12 protein-coding genes are annotated in these 24,081 nt (G+C 67.3%); 1 reads left to right on the top strand and 11 read right to left on the bottom strand.

The features are described 5' to 3' along the window. Positions 1–31 precede the first annotated feature (31 nt). The 8 genes from C1I89_RS26885 to C1I89_RS26850 all read right to left on the bottom strand — a co-directional run bounded on the left by C1I89_RS26885 (position 32) and on the right by C1I89_RS26850 (position 21,185). Positions 32–757, bottom strand: coding sequence for an energy transducer TonB family protein (locus C1I89_RS26885; protein WP_102775445.1), 726 nt, complete (start codon positions 755–757; stop codon positions 32–34). A 10-nt stretch (positions 758–767) separates the two neighbouring features. Next, positions 768–1,187 carry an ExbD/TolR family protein gene (locus C1I89_RS26880; protein ID WP_102775444.1) on the bottom strand — a complete coding sequence of 140 codons (420 nt, stop codon included), beginning with the start codon at positions 1,185–1,187 and terminating at the stop codon, positions 768–770. Between the two features lie 11 nt (positions 1,188–1,198). After that, on the bottom strand, positions 1,199–3,070 hold the full coding sequence (locus tag C1I89_RS26875; protein ID WP_102775443.1) for a DUF2341 domain-containing protein: 1,872 nt from the start codon (positions 3,068–3,070) through the stop codon (positions 1,199–1,201). Between the two features lie 36 nt (positions 3,071–3,106). Next, entirely contained in the window at positions 3,107–4,741 is a 1,635-nt protein-coding gene (locus C1I89_RS26870; protein ID WP_102775442.1) for a ShlB/FhaC/HecB family hemolysin secretion/activation protein, read from the bottom strand. Positions 4,742–4,971: 230 nt separating this feature from the next. Further along, positions 4,972–18,888, bottom strand: a complete 13,917-nt coding sequence (locus tag C1I89_RS26865; protein ID WP_102775441.1) for a filamentous haemagglutinin family protein — start codon at positions 18,886–18,888, stop codon at positions 4,972–4,974. Between the two features lie 127 nt (positions 18,889–19,015). Then, positions 19,016–19,972 (bottom strand): FecR family protein, encoded by a 957-nt coding sequence (locus C1I89_RS26860; RefSeq protein ID WP_258231540.1) that lies wholly within the window; start codon positions 19,970–19,972, stop codon positions 19,016–19,018. Positions 19,973–20,046: 74 nt separating this feature from the next. Then, positions 20,047–20,580: an RNA polymerase sigma factor gene (locus C1I89_RS26855; RefSeq protein WP_102775439.1), complete on the bottom strand. Its 534-nt coding sequence runs from the start codon at positions 20,578–20,580 to the stop codon at positions 20,047–20,049. After that, positions 20,577–21,185, bottom strand: a complete 609-nt coding sequence (locus C1I89_RS26850; protein ID WP_181391062.1) for an STN domain-containing protein — start codon at positions 21,183–21,185, stop codon at positions 20,577–20,579. Before C1I89_RS26850 ends, C1I89_RS26855 begins: the two co-directional genes overlap by 4 nt. Positions 21,186–21,386: 201 nt before the next feature. On the opposite strand from C1I89_RS26850, the gene C1I89_RS26845 reads away from it, so the two are divergent. Beyond that, positions 21,387–21,722: a hypothetical protein gene (locus C1I89_RS26845; RefSeq protein ID WP_102775437.1), complete on the top strand. Its 336-nt coding sequence runs from the start codon at positions 21,387–21,389 to the stop codon at positions 21,720–21,722. A 20-nt stretch (positions 21,723–21,742) separates the two neighbouring features. Here the strand turns inward: C1I89_RS26845 and C1I89_RS26840 are convergent, their stop codons facing one another. The 3 genes from C1I89_RS26840 to C1I89_RS26830 form a co-directional block, all read right to left on the bottom strand. Further along, entirely contained in the window at positions 21,743–22,222 is a 480-nt protein-coding gene (locus C1I89_RS26840; protein WP_102775436.1) for a hypothetical protein, read from the bottom strand. A gap of 97 nt (positions 22,223–22,319) precedes the next feature. Further along, positions 22,320–23,234 (bottom strand): SMP-30/gluconolactonase/LRE family protein, encoded by a 915-nt coding sequence (locus C1I89_RS26835; RefSeq protein ID WP_102775435.1) that lies wholly within the window; start codon positions 23,232–23,234, stop codon positions 22,320–22,322. Beyond that, a complete protein-coding gene (locus C1I89_RS26830) occupies positions 23,234–24,067 on the bottom strand; it encodes an NAD-dependent epimerase/dehydratase family protein (RefSeq protein ID WP_102775434.1) in 834 nt (277 codons plus the stop codon). Before C1I89_RS26830 ends, C1I89_RS26835 begins: the two co-directional genes overlap by 1 nt. Between the last annotated feature and the right edge of the window lie 14 nt (positions 24,068–24,081).

Raw genomic sequence — 24,081 nt, 5'->3', positions numbered from 1 at the left:
GAATCTAGGAATCACGTTCAAGACAATGCGGTCAGGATGGGCGGCGGCCCGACAAGGACGCGCGGATGGGCATGCTGACCGAGGCTGGCGGACGTTCGCCCACGGAGGGCACGGCGCGCAGCGCGGCTATCACTTTTTCGTCGATCTCGGCATCGCCGCTGGAACGGGTCAGCTCGACGCGCAGGATCTGCCCGGCCTGGTTCAGCCAGATGTCGACGTTCATGCGGAAAATCAGATTGCGAGTCCGATCGTCCTCGCGCAGGATCTTCTGCAGGGCGTAGGCCATGTACTGGCTGTAAGTGGCGTTGCCGGCGCGGCCGCCGCCAGAGCCCGACATGCCGCGCCCTTGGCCCGCGCCGATATTGAAGGCGTCGCTGCCCGCCTGCGAATCGGCGTCCATCTGCATGGGGTCGGCCAGATCGTCCGACGGCGAAGGCGGCGCGTTGTCCTCGGGCTTGGGCGCTTCTTCCATCGGCTCGGGCTCGGGCTGCGGTTCCGGCTCGACCACTTCTTCCGGCTTTGTCTCGGGCTCGGGCGGCGGCTGTTCGGGTTCCGGAGGCGGCGGCGGAGGCGGCGGCAGCGGAATGATCGCGGGCACCTGCGGCGCCTGTCGCTTCACGCCCGCCATATCGTTGGCCCATTGCCAGGCGAAATAGCCCAGCGCGGCCAGCACCGCCACGATCCCCACGCCCTTGGCGATGCGGACCGCCCGGCGCTTGCCCTTGCGTTCGGCTGGATCAGGAAAGTTCGACGACATGTTGCGCGCTCTAAGGGGTCGGCTTGCCGGTTACCAGGCCAACCTGGGAGAGTTCGAGACGGCGCAGCAGATCCAGTACCTCGACCACTTTCTGGTACTGCACGACGGCGTCGCCGCGCACGATGATCGGAAAGTCCGGATTCAGCGCCTTCTCGGTGCGCAGACGGTCTTCCAGCTCCTGCAGGGTCACCGGATAGGCGTCCAGGAACACCTGGCCGGCCTCGTTGATGGAAATGGCCTTGGTCTTGGGCTGGGCCAGCGACACCGTGCTGCTGGCCTTGGGCAGCTTGACCTGGATGCCGGAGATCTGGGCGGTAGCGGTCAGGATGAACATGACCAGCACCACCATAAGCACGTCGACCAGCGGCGTGATGTTGATGCCGTCGACGGGCGCGCCGTCATCGTCATCGCTCGTGGACACGGATGCCATGTCGAATCTCCTTAAGCAGCGCGAGCGATTTCGGCGACCTGGCTTTCGCCATGCACCTCGGCCAGGCGGGTCACGAACTCATCGACGAACACGCGCATGTCGGCGCCCACGTCCTTGTTGCGACCCTGCAGCCGGTTGTAGCCAAACAGCGCCGGGATCGCGACGAACAGCCCCATGGCGGTAGCCAGCAGCGCGGCCGCCATGCCCGGCGCGATGGCGTTGATGTTCACGTCGCCCGCCATGGCGGTGCCCAGGAACACCACCATGATCCCCAGCACTGTGCCCAGCAGGCCGATGTACGGGCCGCCGGCGATGGCGTTGGACAGCACTCCCATGCGGCGGCCCAGCGTCTGCGCTTCTCTGGTGCGAACGGCGTCCATGGAAGCGCGGATGGCTTCTATGGTGGCGCCGGAGATCGACGAGGTGTCGGCGCCCTGCGCACGGCGCACCCGCAGTTCGTTGACGGCGACTTCGTACAGACGCCACAGCGGAGCCTCGCCCAAGGCGCCCTTCAGCGCAGCGTCGTCCATCAGCATCTCAAGACGGTTGCCGACCTTGGAGAAAGCCTGGCGAAACCGGGCATTGCCTTCTTCCACGCGCGCAACCTTGCGGTTCTTGGAGATCATGACCACCCACGACTGGATCATCATGAAGACCAGCACGGCGATCACGATCCAGGCGTCCAGCGGGACGGCATTGAGCAGATAGCCCAGGCCGCCAAAGCCGAAGCCCGATTGCTCTTCGTCGGCGCCGTAGGCCACCAGGCGCGACTCGGCGCCCTGGGCCAACGCGTCGGCCCTGATGACCGCCGCCGGACGCGCGATCTTGGAGATGCGGATTTCGTCGATGGCCCCGATGAAAGGCGTGTAAACCGGGGCAGGCGCTACAGGCGCGGCGGCTTGCGCGTCAGCGGCGGGAACAGCCGTCGCCGCATCGCCTTCGGCGGGCGCGGCAGCAGGAACCGCCGCCGCGGCCCCGGGCACGTTGCCGCCGATCGCGGCGACCGTGTTCAGCGCGGGCAGGCTGACGCCCAGGGTGGCGGCGGGCTGCCCGTTGACGTACAGCACGACCTGCCTGCCATCGGCGGTCACGGCCAGGTGTTGCCAGGCGGCCGGCGACAGCGGTTGGCCGGGTTGCGAGCGCTGGCCGCTGACCTCGACAAAGGGCACGCCATTGTCCAAGCCGATCAGCAGCGAATTGCCGCCATCGCGACGGGCATAGACGAGCTGCGTGCCGGCGGGCTGATCGGCGCGCACCCAGGCGCTGAACGTGAAGGCGCCGGCGGAAGGCAGCGCCATCGAGGGACTGGCGGGCAGCATCAGCGGCGCGCCGCCGGAGAACTGCGCGGCCCGACCGATCACGCCGTCCACCAGGCCGTTCGGCGCGGTCTGCGCGTGGTTGCTGTAGGCGGTGGCATCGCGCGGCGGCGCGTCGGGCGCGCCGTTGAAGTGGTACACCAGCGTGTAGTTGGGGTCGAAAGCCAACTGGCCGTTGGAAGTCGCCGGCGCCTGCTGGTTGCCGTAGTACATCCAGATATCCTGGCGCTGCGCGCCCACGACCTCCGGAATGTCGACCCAGACCAGCGCCATGCCCAAGAGCGGATCGAAGCTTTCGATCTGATGGTTCAGCACGGTCTTGTCGTCGCTGGCGACAAAGCGCAGGTCCGAGCCGTTTTCATTGACGCCGTCAAAGGCGAAGTTGCCGGTGTGCAGGCGCACCAGCAGCGGCACGCGGCCCACGTTGTCATTGATGGCGCCGGCCTGCGCCGTCGTATCCACCGAGATCTGCTTGCGAAAGTTCCAATCCGCCTGCCACCAAGCCTTGGCGGTCAGCGGGAACGCGCTGACGACCAGGGTCAGCATCAGAAAGAGTAAGCGTTGCATGGTAGTCGTGCTCCGGAAGGCCTTCATCCGTATGGGTTAATAGGTGGCGCGCAGATTGAAGTTGAGGCGCGAATCGTTTTTCTTGGTGACGTCGCCGTCGCGCAGGGCATAGCCCCAGCTAAGGCCGCCGTACAGCCAGTCGAAAACCTGTATGCGGGTACCCAGGCCGACGCTGGCCAGGCCAAAGGAATGCTGTTGCTCGGGCAGCGGATCGCGCAGGCGCAGGAATGCCCAATCGGCGAAAGCGAAGAAGCGCCATTCATTCACGAGCGGGCCGGTCCAGCGCGACAGCGATGGCGTGCGCAATTCAAGCGACGCCATCAGGCCTTCATCGGCCGCGCGTTCCGCGGCCAGGTAGCCCCGCACGCTGGTCGCGCCGCCAGCCGAGAACTGCTCGTTGGACACCAGCGCGCCCGACGCCAGCTGGAAGCCGCCGCGCGCAAACAGCTGCCAATCGCGGCCAAAGTTCTGGGTGTGGGTCAGATCGCCGCGCAACAGCGCGAAGCTGGGGCTGGCCATGTAGCGCTTGTAGTCGAAGTCTTCTTCGCTGCTGCCCACGCCGAACATGCTGCGCGAGGCCGCGACCAGGCTCATGCTGACCGAGCTCTGCGCAATCTCCGTATAGCGATAGCCGTCGTACGACAGCGTGAACGGCAGATACTTGAGCGGCACGCGATCGCGATCATCGCCGAAACGGATCTGCTCGTCGAAATCCTTGTAGTCCAGGCCGAAGGAGAAACTGTTGTACCAATTGCCCAACGGCTCCATGCTGTAGGTCGCCATCGCGCCAAACGAGTGGCCGCGGCCCAGCACATTGGTGCCTCCGATGGTGGCCACGTCGCTGTCGGACTTGTAGCCCGCGAATTGCAGGCTCCAACGGTCGGACAGGGGCATGGAGTACGAGCCCGACCAAACCCGGGCGTTGGACGGTTCCTGGGGCGCGGTGAAAAAGGTCAGCGAGAATGCATGACCGCGCTGCCACAGGTTGTCATGGCCGAGCGTGAACATGGCGCGCAGCTTCTCGGTGTCGGCGCTGTAATCGTTGTTCAGGCCGGCGCTGGCGCTCCAGGGGCTTTTATCTTCGACCTTGAGGTCGACGTCCATGGTGCCGGGGAACTTGCCCTCCCGCACCAGCGGCATGACCTGGCGGCTGGACGTACGGTTGAGCGCCGTCAGCTCGACCTGCGCCTTGTTGAAGTTGGGCACCTCGCCTTCCTGCAGCGCCGGCACCTCTTCGCGGATCTCCAGCGGCGAATAGTGCTGCGCGCCCACCACGCGCAAACGCCCCACCTTGGTCTCGGTCACCTGCAGAATCACGACCCCGCCCGTCACCTGCTGCTCGGGCAGGTCGACGTACACGGATTGATAACCTTTCTGGTGATAGCTGTCTTGCAAAGCATTACGGGCCGACTCGATGTCGGACATCGTGCGTTCAGGCCCGAGGAATGGGTAGACGGCTTTTTCGATATCGGTCGCGTTGAGCACCGAGTTGCCGCGCACGATGTATTCGCTGATGTTGACGCGGCGCTCGTCCGTTTGCCGGGAAGGCGGCGCGGCAGCCTCGCCTGCGCCATCCTGGGCGTGGGCGCCGGGCTGCATGCCCAGCGCCAGCAATGCCGCGCCCAAGACCTTGAACCACACGCCCTGTCCTGCGTTTTTCAACTGATGCATGGAACCGCACTCAATACCGGTTGGTTTAGGAATGGAGACAGCCGTGGCTCGGGCAGATACGCCAGCAAACCGGCTGTCATGCTCATTTACACATTCCTAGACGAACGGCGATCGTGCGGAGTGCTCGATGTCACAAAAACTTCATGCAGAAATCCGCGGAAGCGGAGCGCGCGCCTTGGCCGCGGCGCGTCCCCTGCCGCCGCGGCCTGACTCGCCACCCCGCATCGGGCTTACAAGCCCAGACTCCGCAACTCGTCCGGCGTCAGGCTCGACACGTCGCCTTGCGGATGGGAGCCGCGGGCCAGCACCTGGACCATGTGGTTGGGCGTATAGCGCTGCGCCTGCTGCCCGGCCGGAGGCACCGCGCTGGTGGGCTCGGTCGCCGGGGCGCCGCCCGAAAGCGGTTCATTGCCAAAGCCCAGGATCTGCACGCTGATGATCGACGGCAGGGCCTTCTGCGCGGCGGCGCGCGCACCCTGGGCCGCATCGGAGGCGGCCGTGGCCGCGTTCGAGGCCGCCGTGCTCGCGCTGGTGAGCGCGCCGACGTTGACCGCGGCGATCACCGGAATGCCGGTGGCCTCGCCCTGCGTCTGGATATTTTCCGCGTTGACCACGCGCAAGGCGGCCACGTTGACATCGCCGGAGACGCGAATACCCGCTTCGCCCGCGTCGACGGTGCCCAGCGGCGCGATCAGATCGATATCGCCCGGCGGAACCTCGGGGATCGGATTCAGCGTCGCGATACCTGCGCCGGTGCTGGGCGCCGTCGGCGACAGCGCGATGTTGCCGATGCTGTCGTACACGCGGCGCTGCGGGGTGTAGACCATGCTGGTCTTGCTGCCGCGACCGGCGTTGATGTCGCCCTGCGCCGACCAGGCCAGGATGCTGCCGCCAAAGGTCGTGAAGACGCGGCTCTGACCCATCAGGATACTGTCCATCGCATAGATGTTGATATTGCCGTCGCCCTGCGTGATCACGCCCGAACCCGGCCCCGGGTTGAAGCCGCCGTCTATGCCGACCAGCGTGCGCCCGCCCGGCGTCATGAGGTTGATGTCGCCGCCGAAGTTGGTGTGGATGCCCGCGTCCAACACGTCATAGAACGACACGTTGTAGCCGGGGCTGCCCATGGCCTCCCACTGCGCCTTGGTGATGTATTTGGCGCCCGCGCGCGGACGTGACTGCCCGATGGGGTTGCTCACGTAGTCAGCGTTGAAGTAGATCGCGCTGCTGAACATGGTGAGGTCGCCTTCATGACTCAACGCCTTGCCCTGCGCGTCCTGCGCGGGGAACAGCGTGGCGATGGCTTCGCGGCCGCGCAGATAGCTGCCGGCGCGCTTGCCCCCGGCCTCGTTGTATTCGCGGCCGGACTCACGCAACTCGGCGTAGTAGACATTGCGCAGATAGGCGCGCTGCTGCTGCGCCGGCAGCGCGTCGAAGAAGGTCCGCGCGTCCATGGTCGCCGCATCGTAATGCAGGGCGAGACCGTTGGCGCCGCCAAAGCGCTCGCTCAACCAGTTCACCAGATGCAGCTGGCTCTCCCGCTGGAACTCGCGCGCCAGCGAACGGCTGCTGGCGGTACGCCCCTCGGCAAGCGCGGCCGCGCGCGCCGCATCCAGCTCGGCCTGCTTTTGCGTCAGGAAAGCCTCGGCGCCCGACGCGTCGCCGGTATAGCCAAACTCGTCTTGCAGCCATTGCTCCAGCTTCAGCGAGCCGCCGTAGACCGTCACGACTTTGCCCGGCTGGTCGGCCAGCGGCAGATCCAGCGCTGCCTGATTGGCCGGATTCAGATAGCGCTCGGCAAAGGCGTTCCAGTACACGCCCTCGCCCATGCCGGCCGACACCGAAATACCGGCGCCGCCGCTGCGATCCCCCGACGCGGCGCCGCCGCCGATCGGCCCCAGGCTCTTGATTTCACCCTTGTTGCCCAGGTAGACGTGACGGCCCGCCGACACTTCGAGCAGGCCGGGCCCCATGATGTAGAAGCTGCTGTCACGGACATCGCGGCCGGCCTCCACCACCGATATCTCGTCGGCATAGGCATGCGCGATCAGGTTGCCGCGCGTCGAAGCGTTACCCGCCTTGGCGGCGCCCACGGTGGCGTCTTTCTCGCCCAGCGTGGTGCCGGACCCGACAATATCCCGGCCGGCGCGGATCGACACCGGGATCGACGCCTCATAACGCCCTTGCTCGAAATCCGCCTGAAAACTGGGCAGCACCGCCTGGCCGACGCGCAAGCCGACGATATCGCCCTGCACCGCGTAATAGCGCGCCGGCGCACGCCCCGCGACCGCATCCGCGATGGTCGCGGGACTGCCAAAGGTGAACAGCGCAGCCGTATTCCGTCGTCCGCCATCGGGGTTCGGCGCGCCGCTGTACCCGATCGTGATCCAGTCGTTGTAGGGCTGCGATTCGGCAGCGGCGTTGGTGACCAACAGGGCGGACCCGCCCCAGGGGCCGCCGCCGGTCTCGGCCAGCTTGCCGACAAACCCGGGGCGGAAGGGGCTGGCCATGGCCAGCGGATCGGCCGTGGAGGCCGAGAGCACATAGCCCGCGCCCAGGATAGAGTCCTGCGCCAGCAATTGCAGTTCGCCCTTGCCGGTGGCGTTGACAAACTGTGCGCCCACCGGCGACGGCGCCAGTACGGTGCCGTGGCCATAGCGCAGGACCGGGCCCTGGATGGCGGCGGTCGCGCCGCTTGCGCTGGCGCCGTAGTACAGGCTGCCGTTGGCCGCAACCGCGCGCAGGATCGACGGATAGAACGAGCCGTCGCCGTTGGCCGACTGATTATGTCCCGCGCTGTCCCAACGCGCGTCTTCACTGCCCGCGATGTCATCCCAGGCCGAGGTCGGCGTAAGATTGCCGCCCGCGCTCAACAGATCGATCGCGGTGGCCGGCGTCCAAAGGGAGAACCAGCTCCAGCCGTCGCCGTCATGCGCCGCGCCCTGGTAGGTGAATGGCGTCGCGCTGAGCTGCATCGTGCGGCCCGGATCGGCCGCGCCGCCCAGCACCAGGTCGCCGCGCGTATCGATACGGACGGCCGAGTCGCCCAGCACCAGGATGGGGCCGCCGGCGGCCACACCGCCCGCGGCCGTATACACGTTGCCCAGGCGCGAGTCCATCTGGTCCCGCCCGCCGCCGTAGTTCACCTTCACGCCGCCGACAGTTCCGGCATGAATCGCCGTGGCGCCGCGCAGGTTGACGAAAGTGCCGTTGAGGTCGTATTCGTTGCGCCGCAATTGCGGGTTGGGGTTGAGCGCCCCGCCCAGGCGCATGGTAAGATCGCCGCCGCCGGTCTGCACCAGCTCGCCGGCCGGCGTGATGCGGCCGGTGCCGGCCACGGCCAGGTGCAGGCCCTGGCTGCGCGGCGTATGCGCCCGCAGGTTCCAGCTCGAAGCGATGCCGCGCGCATCGATGATGCCGGCGTCGCCGCCCGCTTCCACGGTCAGATTGCCGCCGCCCAGCGTGCCGATGCCGGTAAAGCCCACAAGGAACGGATCGTTGTTGAACAAGCGTGAACCGAACGCGTCGTAGGTGCCTCTGGCATCGCCCGCCACATAGGTGCCGAAGTTGATCCACCACGAAGCCGGCGTGGCTTCGGGCCCGGTTCCGATGCTGCCCGTGCCCTGGCGCCATAACCAGCTGCCCACCGTGACCGTGGGAATCTGCTCGCGCGAGTTCCAGAACTTATAACCCGCGGGATCGCCGTAGTTCTCGTTGCCGCCGATCAGGTCGCCCTTGATATCGCCTTGCGCGCGCAGGAGCACGTTGCCGCCGCGCTCCGGATACCAGGCCGCGTACAGGCTTTGGGCGCCGCCATCGACCAGCGACTCGAAGCCCGCCCCTTCGGCGCGCAATATCGTGCCGTCGCTCAAGCGCCCCCGCGCCCGGTGATAGGCGTCGCCCATCGAGGCCGACGGCGTGCCCGCCGTATAGACGCCGTAAAGCGAGGTCATATTGAAATCGCCGCCGGACACCAGGTCCAGGTCGCCCGCGCCGGTGCGCAGCACGCTGAACAGCTGCTGGCGCGCGGGATGATAGGACGTGACCGTCTCCGGCGGACCGCCGGCCGACCCGCTGACCATCTCTCCCATGCCGTAGACATTCAATTCATCGGGACTCGAACCGATCAGCCCGAACGCGATCAGCTCGTCGATCTGCGTCTGCGTGACAGGCTGGCCCGATACCGGCGGCGTGCTGAGCGCGACTCCCATCATGTCCATGAAGGCCTGGAACTGGCTCAGGTCGGCCCACGCAAAACCCGGGGTCTTCACATTGACCATCTCTCCCATGCCGTAGACATTCAGTTCGTCGGGAGTCGAACCGATGAGCCCGAACGCCACCAGCTCGTCGATCTGCGCCTGCGTGACGGGCTCGCCCGATACCGGCGGCGAGCTGAGCGCGACCCCCATCATGTCCATGAAGGCCTGGAACTGGCTCAGGTCGCCCCATACGTAAGAGGGCTTGCCGCCGGTGCCCGGGACCTCGGTGACCATGGCGCCCAGGCCGAAATGCGGATCCGCCAGGCGCAGCTGGGCCGTCGTGTTCGCCAGGGTCAGGCGCGTGTCCGCGGCCTGCAGGTCGGCGCCCGCCACCAGGCGCAGATCCCAGGACTGCGAGCCGGCCGGCAGCATCGGCGCCAGCGCAAGATTGCGGCCCTGCGTGCCATCGGCGCCGGTGGGCCGCAAGTTGACCATCTCGACGCCGCCTGGCAGCACGACATCGGTCTCGGAAGGCACGAGCGCGCCCTTGGCCAGCGCCAGCGGCCGTGACAGCTTCATCGCCACCGGCAGCATGACGCCCTTGGGCCAGATGGTGGCGCCGATCTCCGCCTGCGCGGGCAGGCGGAAGCCCGCGGCCAGCTGCATGCCGGCGTCCAGCGTCAGCGGCGTTTGCACCACCGAGCCGGCGGGGTGAACGACGTTGCCCGAGGCATCCAGCACCGCCGAGGCCAGCACCGTGCCGGCGGGCAGCGTCAAGCGCTGCGCCAGCGGCATGGTGACGGGCAGACGCGTTCCCGCAGGAAGCGTCAGGCCGTCGACCGGCAAGTCATAGTTCAGCGTGCGGCCGCTGGCGAATTGCGTGCCCGCATCCAGCGTCGCCATGCCGCCGTGCGGGATGACGAGATCGCCGCCGAAGGGCATGCGGCCGGCGGGCAGGACCCAGCCGTTGTCGTCGTTCGTCACCCCCAGCCTGGTCGTATCGAAGCCATCGGTAATGCTGCCGAACAGCGTCAGATCGCCCTGGGCGCGCAGCACCAGCGCGCCGGCCTCGCCCGAACCGTAGACGCCGGTGCGCTGCGTACCCGGGTTGACGCTGGCATAGCGATAGCCCGAGAGATCGATATCGCCATCCACATGCAGATCCCCATGGGGATTGACCGCCGCGTTGCTGACGATCTCCACGCCGGGGCGCAGGTGGAACTGCTCGGTATAGCCGCGCAGCCCCGCGAGCTTGCCCTGCATCAGCGTGTCGTTGGCCAGGGCGTTGTTGATGAAGGCAATGCTGTCGGCGTGTTTGGCGTCCAGGTAGGCCTGGTCTATGCGTTGATAGCTGCGGCCGTCGACAGAGGCGTCCGTGCCAACCGGCGCATCGTCATAGGAATGGAAGGCGTTGACGGCGATGGACCTGGCTCCGGTAATGACTACCGCGCCCCGGGCGTCGATGTCGACGTCGTTGCCGCTGGCGCCGCCCAGGCGCGGGGCATTCAAGGTCACCGTGCCGTAGTTCGCGCTTGCGCCATCCACGGCAAGGTCCATGCGCACACCGTCGGCCAATGTCAGACGGCCATAGCCCGAGTCGATCTCCACGATGGCGCGGTTGGGCGCCTCGATGACCTGGCCGTAGCTGTCGCGGCGCAATACGCTGGCGCTGGCGTCGAGCACGGCGCCGCCGGCAAGCGTCACGCCCTGGTTGGCGGCGAGGCGGATGCTGCCGGCGCGTTCTCCGCTGGCGTCGATCGTGCCGTTGACCGTCAGGCTGCCGTTATCGACCGAGATGTTGATCTCCCGGGCCTTGAGTTCGCTGCCGATGACAAGATCGCCTTGCTTGAGCTGGAAGCTGCGGCCGCCGAAGACTTCGCCTTCGGTCAGGCGCAAGTTCAGGCCGGAGAAATCCGCGATCCGCCCGGCTCGTACGTCGATGTAGCCTGCCGCATATGGCACGGGCGTGCCGCCCGCATCGTAATGGCCGGTGCTGCCGCCGCGTATCGTGCCGTTCAGGTCGGCCGTACCCGCCAGGGCGAGCACCGTCAGCCTGCCCGCGCGGTTCTGCTTCGCCGACAGGTCAATGGTCGACGCAGCTTGTTGCACGACACTGCCCTGACGGCTGTCGAGAACGACGTCGCCGCCCCAGCTGTACTTGCTGACGTCAAAGAAATACAGTTCACGCCCGGCCAGGTCCAGCTGCGCGCCGTCTTCCAGCACCACATCCTGCTGCGCCGATGCGGTGAATTTGCCGCTGGGCAGCAGCACGGCGGTATCCAGCGTCAGGCGCGTGCCGGCATCCAGGCCCAGCGTCGCGCCCAGCGCATTCGCCAGGGTCGCGTTGTCGGCCAGGGGCGACGCCGAACCGGCCGGCGCGGCAACCACGATCGCGCCGCCCGCCTTGATATTGTTGACCGATCCCGCCTGACCCGTGAGCAGCGGCGTGTTGAGACGCAGATTGCCGCCGCTGTAGGTCCAGGCCTTGGCCGCCTCGTCCCAGGCCCCCTGCGATTGATAGACCGACAGCGTGCCCTTATGGTTGGCGGTGATACGCTCGCTGGCGTTGAGGTCGACGCCGGCAAAGCCCAATGCCAGACGCTCATGCGTGCCCACGGTGTCGGGCTGGCTCAGCGGGCCGTAGCCGAACTCGATGGTCCGGGCATCGACCACAAAGCGGCCGCTGCCCGTGCCCGCGCCGCCCGCGATGACATTGCCGGCAGGCGTGGTCGCGCCGTTCCAGACCAGCGTGCCGGTCTCGATGCGGGCCACGTCGCCCGCGCCGCCATGCCCGTAGAAGGCCGGCGCGCCCAGCACCAGGCGCTCGAGCGACGATTTTCCCGTCGCCTTGTCGATGGTGCTGAGGTCCACGCTGCCGTAGAAATTGACCGAGTCGCTTGCGGTAAGTATCAGGTTCTCCAGCGCCGGCGCTCCGGTGCTGATGTCGCCGCGCAACAGGCGCGACAGCACGTCCTGGTTCAGCGTGAGGCCGGCAGGCAGGACACCCGCGGCCTTGGCCTGCGCCAGCGTCGCGGTCGTGCCGATGTTGATACCGCCCACGGCCAGCGTCAGGTTGCGCGTTCCGTAGCGTACCGACTCGCCCAGTTCAAGCGATTTATTGGTCGCGGCGGTGATGCTGCCTTCCGAATACAGCATGGTATCGCCCGCGCAGCTTGCGCCCGCGGCGCAAGTGCCGATGTGCAGATAGCCCGCCCCGTTCATGCCGTAATCGTCAGCCGTCGGCGAGGTCAGGTTCAGCCAACCGTTAGTGACGGCCAGCACGCCGGCCTGTCCTGGTCGCAGCACATAACCGTCGTTCGAATCCCAGGCCGCCCTGCCCTGTCCCAGCGTATTGATGCCCGCGCCCTGCTCGATGGTCAGGCCTTGTTCCTTGTTGCTCACCACCAAGAAGACGGAGCCGGCTTCCAGCATGGCGCCCCGGCGCAGGATGAGCTCGCCGGTCGTGCCGCTGCCGAGGCCGACCTGCCAGGAATTTTCAGTGGAGAATCCGCTGGCGGTCTGCGTGACAAAGGTGGAGGTCGGCGCGCCGCCGATGCTGATGGTGGCCGCCTTCAAGTTGTTGAGCGTGCTGGCATGAACCGACGTGCCCGCAAAGCCTTCGGTGGGCGTGGCGCCGTCGGCCAGAATCTCGATGCGGCTGCCGTTCAGAACCGCGGCGCCGCCTCGCCCGTCCTTGGCGGGGGTGAAGTCCACCGTGCCGGCGGCGACATCCAGCCGGCTTCCCGGCGTGAGGTTCAGCTGCCGCGCGTCGCGCTCGAGCTGCGGGCGCGGCGCGCCGTCGCGCAGCGCCCAATTCTGGCCGAACTGCGCGTAACTCGTCTCGTTGAAGTTCGAGTAGGTGCGCAGCGTGTCGGCCGGCGTCAACACCACCGAGGTGGTCTGCACGTCGGCAATGCCGGTATTGGCGAAACCCAGGCGGGCGGCCGTGGTGTAGGACGCATTGCGCATGCGCCCGCCGCTGCCGAACGCGGCGTTGCCGACGGCCCGGCCATTCAACTCGACGCGGAAAGCGCCAGGCAGCAATGCATAGGTGGACGGCAACAAGGTATAGGTTCCGGCGGCCAGGCCCGGCACGCCGTCGCCGACGGTGATCTGCCGGCCGATCATCGGATCGCCCGCGCCCTTCTCCGCCGCGATGGGTGCGGCGGCAGGCTGCGCGCCGGGCACGATGGCGTAGACCGGGTTGCTGGACAGCGACGGCAACGTAAAACCGCTGCCATCCCACTTCACCTGCATCAACGGATTCAGGCGCGCGTCGGTCGACCCGCCGCGCCCCGTCAAGAAGCCCGCGCCGGTCAGCTCGCCGCCGCCGGACAGATCGATCCGCGCGCCGGACTGGACCTCGATACTGTCGGCCGTCAGGCTCACATTGCCCAGCGCGCCGCCCAGGCCGGCATAGAAGGCATCCGCGCCCGCGTAGTTATAGGTCAGGCCGTCGACGGTGCCGCCATAAGGCATGAGCAGGCCCGCCGCGCTCACCGAAGTGATGCTGCCCGGACGTAGGGTGATCGTGCCCGGCGGTTGTCCGCCGCTCGGGGCGATGCCCAGTTCCAGGATACCCAGCGGCGCGCGCAGCACGCCGCTCTGTTCGATATTGGCCGAATACAGGCGCAGGGTGCCGAAGGCCGAGTACGGCGTGGGCGGCGCGGCGCCGTCTCCGCTACGTTCGATACGCAGGCTGCGCGCGGCGTCGTAACGGGTTTCATAGGAGCCCCACTGGTTGAACGCGCCGCGACGCCCGGCGATCACCTCGCCCAGGGCGCCGGTGGCCGGATAGATCTGGCTGGCCGCCAGTAGCAGATCGCCTTCGGTCGTCAGGGACGTACGGTCGCTGACCGTATGCCTCAGGAACCGCAGATCGTTCCTGCTGCGCAGTTCCACCAGTTCGAATCCCTGGCGCGACACCAGTGCCTTGTCGCCCTGCATCGAATAGCCATAGGCGCCGAACGCAACCTTGTTGATGACATCCAGCACGCCGGCTTCCACGCGCAGCTGCGTGGCGTCGCCCAGTTCGACCATGCCGCCTTGGGTCGAGGTGGGTGCGTTCAGGGCCGGCATGATGTGCTGGTCCTTGCCCAGACGCGAGGCGCCCGCCAGGCGCACATAGGGCGCGGCCAGCGCGACGCGGCTGCCGGCGGAAGCGCCGTCGGTCAGCGCGAAGGCCGTGGCGGCCAGGTTCAGCCCCTGGCCGAGCGTCAGATCGACGCCGCCTTCCAGCGACAAGACGCCGTTGACCAACAAGGACAGGTTGTCGAAACCGCCTGCCTCGATGCGGTCGGCGCCTATGCGGCCATGGCCATAGACCAGCCCGGCATCGGCTTGGCCTGGCCGCAGATCGGCCGCCAGGCCTTCCGGCGTCTGTTCCCGCAGCAATTGAAACTCACGCGGCGCCAGCACGCGGTCTGCCGGTCTGCCCCCGATGCGGTAGTTGGGCGACTCCAGCGCCAGCGACAGCGTGCCGCCGGCCGCGCCCGCGCCGCCCGAGGCGGCCGTCATCTCTCCATCCAGATACAGGCCGTTGAAGCTGGCCAGATGGATCACGCCGCCGTCGGAGGCCACCCGCAACGCGCCCATTCCGTTCATATCCAGCGTCGTCGCCGCACCCGAGGCGTCCAGGCGCGCGCCCTCGCGGATGACGATGAAATTGTCGATGGCGTCGGCCTCGGTGGCGTACGCCCGGTACGCGCCGCCGATCTCGATGCGCCCGCCATCGAGCACCGTGCCGTAACGACGGCCCTGGCTATCCAGCGCGCTTTGAGCCAGGCCCGCAACATCCAGCACCGCCTCGCGCCCGATCCACACCGAGCCGTCATGCCCCTTGAGACGCGTGACGTCCTGCGCGCCGGCGCCCAGGCCGTAGACGCCGATGCGTCCGCCCGCCGCGCGCAGCGTACCGTCGATGGTGATCTGGCCGTTGTTCCGCAAGACGATGCTTTTGCCCGGATCGACCTCGATGCGCGCGCCCTCGGCGATGACGAGCGGCGGCGCATCGGCGTTCTCCAACGTGCTGCGCGCGTTGCCGGCGGCCAGGGTCAGGCTTGCGCCGCCTCGCTGCGTCAGCGCGCCCCGCGCCGGGCTTTCGGTGAACAAAGGCGGCAGCCACATCGCCAGCGCCGCGTGCGGATCGGCGCCGGTGGCGACGCCGCGCGCGATGGAGAAGTCGGCCTGCAAGACCGGCATGGTCACGCGCAGATCGGCGCCTTTGGCCACGGCCAGGCCATCGCCGCCCGTCACCGCGTAATGCGAGAACCCCTGCTGGAAAAGGCCGGCGTCCAGCAGCAGCAAGGGCTCGACCGCTACCGCGCGCGGCAGGCTCGCGCCCGCGCGGATCAAGGTCCCGGCCGAGAAGGTGACATCCGTGGGCGCGAGATTACCCGCCGGGATCACAACCGGCGTGGGCGCAAGCGGTATGCCATTGGCATGTATCGCGGCATCCACGACATAGTTGGTCGGAAAGTTCGCCGGGTTGACGATCCCTGTGATGACCGTACCCGCAGGCAACGTCGGCGGCACGTACCAGCTGCCGGTATAGCCCGCGACCCTCAAGGACTGGCCGTTCGACAGGTTGACGCTATAGGAGGCGTTTTCGCTGCTGGCCTTGGGCAGGGTCCAATCGGCTCCCACCGTCAGCCAGGTCGACGAATCGCTCGCGATCACTCTTGGCGCGCCGCCCACCGCCTCGCCGGGATTGGCGTGCGTGCGGATGGAGTGGTAGTCCAGGGGCAACACCGCGCCTTCGGCAATGGTGAAATCTTCGCTCGTGACCAGGTCCACCGGCGCGCTCTGGCCTGCCTGCAAGGCGCCGTCGGCGCCAGCCACCAGTCCGCCGATCACGACGGCGCTGCCATTTTGCAGGGTCAGCGTGCCACCGCCTTCGACGCCGTAACCGCGCAATTCGCCTTGCAGCGTCAGCCCTCCCTTGGCGGCGGTGGCCGCCGCGTAGGCATCGGCGGCCAGCGTGATGTCGCCGCCCTTGCCTCCCTGCAGACTGTCATCGCCCAGCAGCGCCGCGCCCGAGGACACATCCAACAGTGCGCGCTTGCCGACGGTGACGTCGCCGCTGCTGCGCGCGACGATGCGACCGCCGTCGATGTACGGCAGACCGCCGAGGTTGCCGTCGCCTTGCTGCAGATTGCTCCAGACGCCGCGCGCGTCCAGGGTCACGCCTTCGCCGATCGACACACGCGCCGTATAGCCCGCCGGCGCCGTCGTCGCCAACGGCAGGTCCTGCCAACCCGAGCTGACGTTGGGGTATTGCTCGACCATGTCGCCCAAGGTGATGACGCCGCCGCGCGCGGTCAGGTCTGCATTGACGTCGACTTGCGTCGCATGCAGCGCGATCTCGCCTCCCGCCGCCACCTTGACCGCGCCGTCGACCCGCACGGCGCCGTTCGCGTAGGCGCGCAACTCGCCCAGTTCCAGACCATTGAGCCAGTCTGCGTTCAGTGTGATGCGCGCAGGGTCGGTTTGCGTCGATGCCTCCTCGGCGTCCTCCGGATCGCGCGGCATGCCCAGCACGATCTCGTCAGCCACCGCCCCCGGCGTATAACGCAGATTGCCCGAGGCCTCGTCATACACCGGCTGCCAGCTGCCCAGGATCAGGCCCGCGCGACGCGGCGCGGCCGTCTGGCTCTGCTGATAGCCGTCCAGGCGCGACTGCGGCGCGTTGATCTGCCGCACGCCCTGAAAAGCCTTGGCTTCCACATCGCCGTCCAGCGTGGCCTGGCGCGTGCCGATGATCAGGCGGCCCGCGTCGCGGCCCACCGTGTAGCCTTCCTCCCAGCGCTGCGCCTTGGCGATCAAGGGATTGAGGAAGGTGTCCGTGCGCCCCCAGCGCACGCTCTTGCGTTCATAGCCCGTGTACGAGGCGTCCTCGGGAAAGAGCAGATCGCCCGGCGCGCGATCCACGGTATAGAGACGGCCGTCGCCGCCGCGCAGCCAACTCTGGTTGAGATAGCCGCTTTGCACGTCCAGCGAGCCGCCCGAGAGGTTGATGCTCGAGCCCGCTCGCGTCGTCACCCCGCCGCCGGCAAAGTTGACGGTGCCACCCTGCGCCATCCACTCGCCGATGGTATGGCCGGTGGTGCCCAGGTACCCGCCCACTTCCAGCAGGCCGCCTTGGGTATACCATCGGTCGGTTTCATAGCCGCCCGTACCGGCCGGCACCAGCACCAGGTAGCGGCGGTCCACCCACACATTGGTGTTGTTCAGATTGCCGGACTCGCGATTGCCCGAGGCGTCGCGCTGCTCGTTGCCCTGAATGTTGATCTGGACGTTGTTCGAGGCCATCGCCACTTGCACGCCCACGGCGCCCGAGACGTCCACGGCCGCGCCGGCGTGGATCGTGGCGCTGCCTTCGGCGCTCACCGCCACCTGGCCGCCGGTAGCCAGCGTCAGACTGCCGTCGGTGAAATCCACGTTCTGGCCCGAGACGATCTCGATGCGGGACTGGTCCCGGCGGTCGGACTGTTTGGACAGATTATCGAAGGTGCCGCTGATGCCCCGCCGCTGCTGGTCCAGCGTGGCGGACGCTTCGATCAAGGCATTGCGCTGGCCATCGAAGGCGGACTGGCCATCGTCTTCGAGCAGGATGGCGGTAATGGAATCCTTGCCGAGCGTGACCTGGCCTTGCGCGTCGCCCGCGCTATTGAGCAAATGGATGGTGCCGCGCGCGTTGACCGAGGTCGTTGTCAGCGCCACGCCGTTCTGGCGCACGTCGTGGCCGGCAAGGGTGATGTCGCCTTCGCGGGCCTGGATGAGTCCGGTGTTCTGCACCAGGCCGCGCTGAATCGCCGGGTCGATGCGCGCGAGGTCGAGATTGGCGTCGGCCTTGGGCGCGATTTCATTGCCGCGCGTGGTCGAATAGGTCGTGCCGCCATCGGTGCTGTTGGTGACCAGTCCTTTGCGGATCACGAAGCTGTCGCCCGCCGCCAACTGCGTCTGGCCCTTGCGGGTGCGGATGTCGCCGTCATTGCGCACTTCCTGGCCCATCAGCAGCACATAGCCGCCGCCCTGCGTCACGCTGGCGGGCTCATGGGTCTGAATCAATGCGCCCGCCTGCACCGAGACGTTGCCCAGGGCTTCGGTGAACGAGGCCGTGTTGGCGTCGGCGCCGTAGATGCCGCGGCTGAGGAACTGGTCGTTGCTGATCCTGGCCGCCGCCGCCACCAGGTTGCGCGCGTTGACCTGGCTGCTGCCGGTGAAGATCACGCCGTTCTGATTGACCACCATGACCGAGCCATCGGCGCGGATCGAACCCTGGATCTGGCTGGGCTTGGCCGAGGCCCCGACCACGCGGTTGAGCACCGCCCACTCCGACTGCGCGGTTCGCGCGCCGCTGCGGGCGGCCGCGTTGGCGTAAGTCGCCTGATCGAACACCACCTCGGTGTTGCGGCCGATGTTGAAAGTGTCCCAGTCCAGGATCGCCTTGGCCTGGGTCTGCTCGATGGTCACCGTGGTCTTGCCCTGGGCATTGCTGGCCACGGCGCGTTTGTCGGACACCCCGATCCAGGGCAGCGCCTGACCGTTGGCGTCCTTGTCCCACAAGCCGCCCTGCGTCAGGCCGTCGGGGGAGTCGCCGGCCTGCGCCGGGCGATTGCGCTCCTTCTGCCAGGCGGCTGTCTGGCGCGCCTGGGCCTGGGCGATGGCGCCCGCTTCGCCGGCCACGCGATTGAGGTTGTCGACCGAACGGCGCAGTTGCTGCGTCGCCTGGCGGCGCTGTTCGGCCGCCGTCTGCGCGCTCAGGCCCGGCGAGTTCTGGCGCAGGGTGCGCGTCTGCTTGGCGACGTCCGCGCCGACCCACCACGCCCCGGAAGCGTGCGCAACGGATGCGCTGCCCAGCGACAATGCGCTCAGCATGGCCAAGGCCGACAGCGACGCGGCCAGAGGGGTCAAGCGATAGCGAGCGGAAACAGCGGGGTGAGTCATGTGCGACGGTTCCAGGATCTAGCGTGAAAATGGCAGCATCGGGGCGGACGCTTTTCCACTAGACGTTCGACGCGCGAAACGCGGAAATACCAAGCCATGAATCTTTCATGACAGGCTTTTGTGACACTCAGCCGATCAGCACCAGCTCACCCACGCGGCGCAAACGGATGTGATGCGCCGTCCGCAGCAGCTCCAGGGCCTGGTCCAAGTCGCTTACCCGCACGCGCGCCGAGAACCGTCGATCGGCCAAGGCGTCGTCGACCAGCACCACCCTGCCCGGCCGATAGCGGTTGATCTCCTGCACCGCCTGATCCAGCGGCAGGTCATCGAACACCACCACCCCCTCGCGCCAGGCGGACGCCGACGCTGCCTTGGCCAGCGGCGTCGCGGGGCCGACGCGTCTTTCGTCGTAAAAGGCTTCCTGTTGCGCCGCCAACGCCACCCTGCCGGCCGGATGCCGCAACTCGGCCGCGCCGCGCTGGCAGCGCACGCGCACGCGGCCGTCTTCCAGCTGGCGCATTTCGATATCGGCGTGGTCGAGCCTGACGCTGGCCACGCCCGCCACGATTTCACAAGCGGGCGCGGACACGGCGGCCTCGCCGCTGATCAGGTCGATGCGCGGCCTGGCGGCGGCGTCGTTCACGGTGATGCTGGTGCGCGTATTCAAGGTGACGCGCACCTGGCCCGGCAGCTCCAGCGAGCGTTGTTCCCCCGCGCCTGTACGGTAGTCGGCCCTGAACTCCGACCAGGATGGCCACAGCCCCCAGGGCGGGCTCACGGCCAGATACGCCGCGCCAGCGGCCACGGCGCCGCCCAGAAAGGCGCGGCGCCCGGCGCGCGCACCCGCGAAACCGTGGACCTTGCGCGCTGGCCGGGCCTGCGGAACGCGCCGCGCGGCGGTCTCGACGGCCTGCCATTCGTGCGCGGCCTGCGACCAGGCGCGGGCGTGCCCGGCGCTTTGCGCGCACCAGGCCTTCAGGGATTCCAGATCGCGCGTGGTCGGCTGGCCGGTCTTGAGCAATACCGCCCACGCGCGCGCCTGACGTAGGACGTCATCGTCTGGAGCGTTGGGTTCGGTCGCCATGAAGGCCTTGTTCATCGTTCAAAAATAAGTGCTATCAACAGACCAGACGATTGACGGCGCAAAACCGGAACCGGTCATCGGGTTTTCTTCGGAACATCGCGAGCCTCCATGGCGGCCATGCAGGTTTGAGCGGCGGTCTGGATCTCGCGGCGCACCATGCGCGCCGAGATGCCCCAGCGGCGCGCCAGGCTTTCGGTATCTTCGCCGTGGACGCGATGTGCGATCAGCAAGGCGCTCTGGCGCGGCGGCATGTCCTGCAGCGCCCGCATCGCCGTGTCCAGGCGCTGGCGCGAAGCCAGGTCGCTATCCAGCCCCGGCTGCGCGCCGCGCGCCTGCTCGAACACGGCCTCGATCTCATCGTCGCCCAGCAGGCGGGCGTCGCTGCGGATGCGGTCGATCGCCACATTGACGGCGGTATTGACCAGATAGGCGTGCGGGTGGCGCACCTCGTCGAGATTGTCCTGCGACGCCAGGCGCACATAGGCTTCGTGCAACGCGTCCGAAGCCATGTCCGACGAGCCCCCGAGACGGTAGGCCACTTGCCGCCGCAAAGCGTCGTAACCCTGCGTGATCAGCTGCTGCAGGCGCTCCACCCCCTTCCTGCTCATCGCTGGCAGCCTCCCCACCGGGCGGCGGCCTGCGGCGACACCAGCAGGATCATGGGTTGCGCCAGGCCGGCCGGCGGCGGGCGCAGGCGCGCCTGCGACAGGGCCTGGCGCACGACGGGCTCCAGCTCGGGCCGCGCCTGGACCCGCACGCGCAAGTCTTCGACGCGGCGATCCTTATTGATGGAGAAGCGCAATGCGATGCGTAGACGGTCGGCCTGCAAGCCAGGCTGCGCGCACAACACATGCAAGATGCTTTGCTGCAGGTATCCGTCGTAGGACAGCGCCAGCACATTGCCTCGATCCGGCGCGGGCGCCTCGGCCTCCAACGGCACGACCGTGACCACGCCCGAAGACACCGACTGCGCGCGCATCTGCGTGCCCTTCAACAAACGGCTCAAACCCTCGGCCCGGGCATAACGGCCGCGAACGGACGGGCTGCGTTTGCCGCGCACCTGCTCGGTGTCAAAGAAAATCGACAGCCCCGTGATTTCGCCATAGCGCCGCAAGGCTTGCTCCAACGGCAGGGCCGGCAGATCGAACACGTGCGTCTCGGCCGACGCTTGCGCCCATGCCGACGCCCCGGCCGCCCACAGCATGACCGTCATCGTCAACAACCAGACCACGCGCATGGATGGCGGGAGCAGAGGAAAAAGGGGGATTGCCCAAGTGCTGGCATCGACAAAACAGGGGCGCGGAAAAAGGATGCAACATCTTGCAGCCGGCGCATGACATGAATCTTTCACGGCACGCCGCAGCAGGTAACACTACACTGTGTCCGCGCTCGGTAGCACTGAAGGAGCCGTTTCATGTCCGTTGCCCTTACGCCCAAATGGTTACTGCTGCTTGGCCTGGCCCTGCCCGTCGCGGCCGCCGCCCAGCAGGCCGCCTCTGCCCGAAAGCCCACCGATTCCGCCTGTGTCGATGTCGAGGTCAATGGCTATCGCGCCCTCTCGTACGAGTGCCTCAACGCCCAGATCGCGCCTGCGCCGAACGCGCCGCGCGACAACCCCGCCTTGGCGTCCCAAGACATCGTCTCGCGCCCCGGCAACCAGATCGGCCAGTTCAATCGCGCGGCGACGTCCAATCGCATGGGCAACACCTTCGGCGCATCGGCCCGGCCGCAGCGTCCGCCCCGCCCCTGACGTTCGAAGAGCGCAGGATTTCAGGTCGGAAATTCCAGGTTCAGACGCAGCGCCATCGGCTGGCGCATATCGCGCGGCGGCGGCGCTGACAACGGCTGTGCCGTCAATATCCGGTGCAGGTCCGCATCGGCCTGCGCATCGCCCAGGCTCGCGAACTCCACGCGATACACCTTGCCGTCCGCCGCCACCCATACCCGCACCACCAGCGGCCCCGGTGGCGTCGACGAGCGACTGTTCAACAGGCGGTCCTGCATTTTTTCGTGCAGGCGCACCACGGCTTCGTTGTCGGGGTCGCTCAGCCAGGCCTGGAATTGGTTGCTGGCCAACTGTGCATAGCCGATCCAATGTTGCGGCACGGCCTGGGCTTGAACCGACGGCGCCTGCGCCGCGATCAGCCCCAGCCCCAACAGCCCCTGCAACATCGCACGCAGGCGGCGCCACCGGGCAATCACGCCCGGTCGGCGGGTCACGTCATGGGAAGTGGCACGGGTGCTGCGCATCTCGCTGAAGGCGACTGAAAAGAATGCGCGATTGTGACCGGCTGTTCTGACCGCGTGATGACGGCTCGAAGGGTCTAAGTGTTGCAACGAATCCAGCCTAGACGCCCGAATACATGACGCGGCCGGGAACCGGCATGGGCGCGGTCAGGATGGAACCCGATTCGGATTCGGTGATGTAGAGGGTCTTGCGGTCCGCGCCGCCGAAGGCGATGTTGGTCGTGAGCGCGCCGAGCGGGGAATTGATGCGCAGCATGGGTTCGCCGCGATGGCTGAAGAGCCATACTGCGCCCATGCCCACGTGCGCCACGGCCAGATTGCCTTCCTCGTCGATGGCCAGTCCATCGGGACCGCCACCGCCCGACATCTGAATGAAGGTGCCGACCTTGGTCACGCCGCCATCGCTAGCCAGCGGCACCCGCCAGATCGCATTGGCCCGCGTCACCGCCACATACAGGACGGATTCGCTAGGATCCAGCACCAGACCGTTGGGGCTGGGAATGTTGTCCAGCAGGCATTCGACACGGCCGTCGGCACGGCGCCTGAATACCCGGCCGGTCTGGTCCTGCCAGCCAGTCAGGCCCTGGTCGGTGAAATACAGGTCGCCATTCGAAGCGAACACCAGGTCGTTGACCGCCTTGAGCCGTTCCAGGTGTACGCGTTCGATGACGGGTTTGATTTCACCCGTCTCGGGATCGAGCAGGACGATGCCGCGCGCGTAATCCGCAATGAATATCCGCCCATCGCGATGGATTTTCAGGCCGTTGGGCTCGCCATCATAGTCGGCGATCAGTTTGAAGCCGCCTTCCCGGTCGATCCGGAACACGCGCCCCCAAGGCACATCCACACAATACAGCCTGCCCTGCGTGTCGAAGGACGGCCCTTCCAGCAGCGAATGCGGCGGCTGGTTTCCCGGCTGGTAGCGATGCCACTCGGAAGTGCCTTCCGGCTTTCTGAACTCGTCGGGCAGGCGGGTGAATACCTGCGCCCGAATTGCGGGTGGTGCGGCGTACATCACGAGATCCTTTCGGTCGTACCGACGAATTCCAGCGGGCAATAGAAACCGCCGTGGAACTGGGCGGCGATGGGATCCTCCGGAATGTTCCTGGCCAGTATCTCGGCGGCGAACACTTCGGAGTCGTCCTGCGGCTGGTAGCCCAGGAATTTCACGTTGGAATTGTCCCAACGGTTGCGCAGATTGTTCGACACGCCATAGACCACCACGAAGTGGTAGGACTCGTGCTCGATGCAGCAGCGCGCCAGCTCGGCCATGTCCCGGTGGCTGATCCAGGTCAGCAACTGGCGGGACTCGCTCGGATGGTCGGGCGTGCGGAAGGTGCCGATCCGCAGGCACGCGACCGACATGCCGAATTTGTCCGCGTACATGCGGCCCAGCGCCTCGCCGAATACCTTGGACACGCCGTAGAGCGAGTCAGGCCTGGGCTGCACGGTGTTGTCGAGGAATTTCTCGCGCCTGTGATAGCCCACCGCGTGATTCGAACTGGCGAATATGACGCGCGGCACGCCCTGGCGGCGGGCCGCCTCGAATACTTTGTAGCAGCCGTCGATATTCAGCGGAAGAATATTTTCCCAGGTGTCCACGCCGGGTATGCCGGCCAGGTGGATGACGCAGTCGATGCCCTGCATACAGCGCTCGACCGAATCGATGTCGCGCACGTCGATGGCGCAGATCTCCTCGCCTTCCCGGGCGGGCTCCTGTTGGGCGATGTCGGCCAGGCGCAGCAAGGCATACCGGCCGCGCAATTGCTCTCGCAGACATTTTCCTATGTTGCCGGCGGCCCCGGTAATCAGCACGCGCAGGCCTTCGGGTTTGGTGAAACACGTCATCGGACTGTCCATTT

This window comes from Achromobacter pulmonis (assembly GCF_002885955.2).
Taxonomy (GTDB): Bacteria; Pseudomonadota; Gammaproteobacteria; order Burkholderiales; family Burkholderiaceae_B; genus Achromobacter; species Achromobacter pulmonis_A.
Note: the sequence above shows the minus strand (reverse complement) of the source record. Positions and strands in the feature narration are given on the sequence as shown.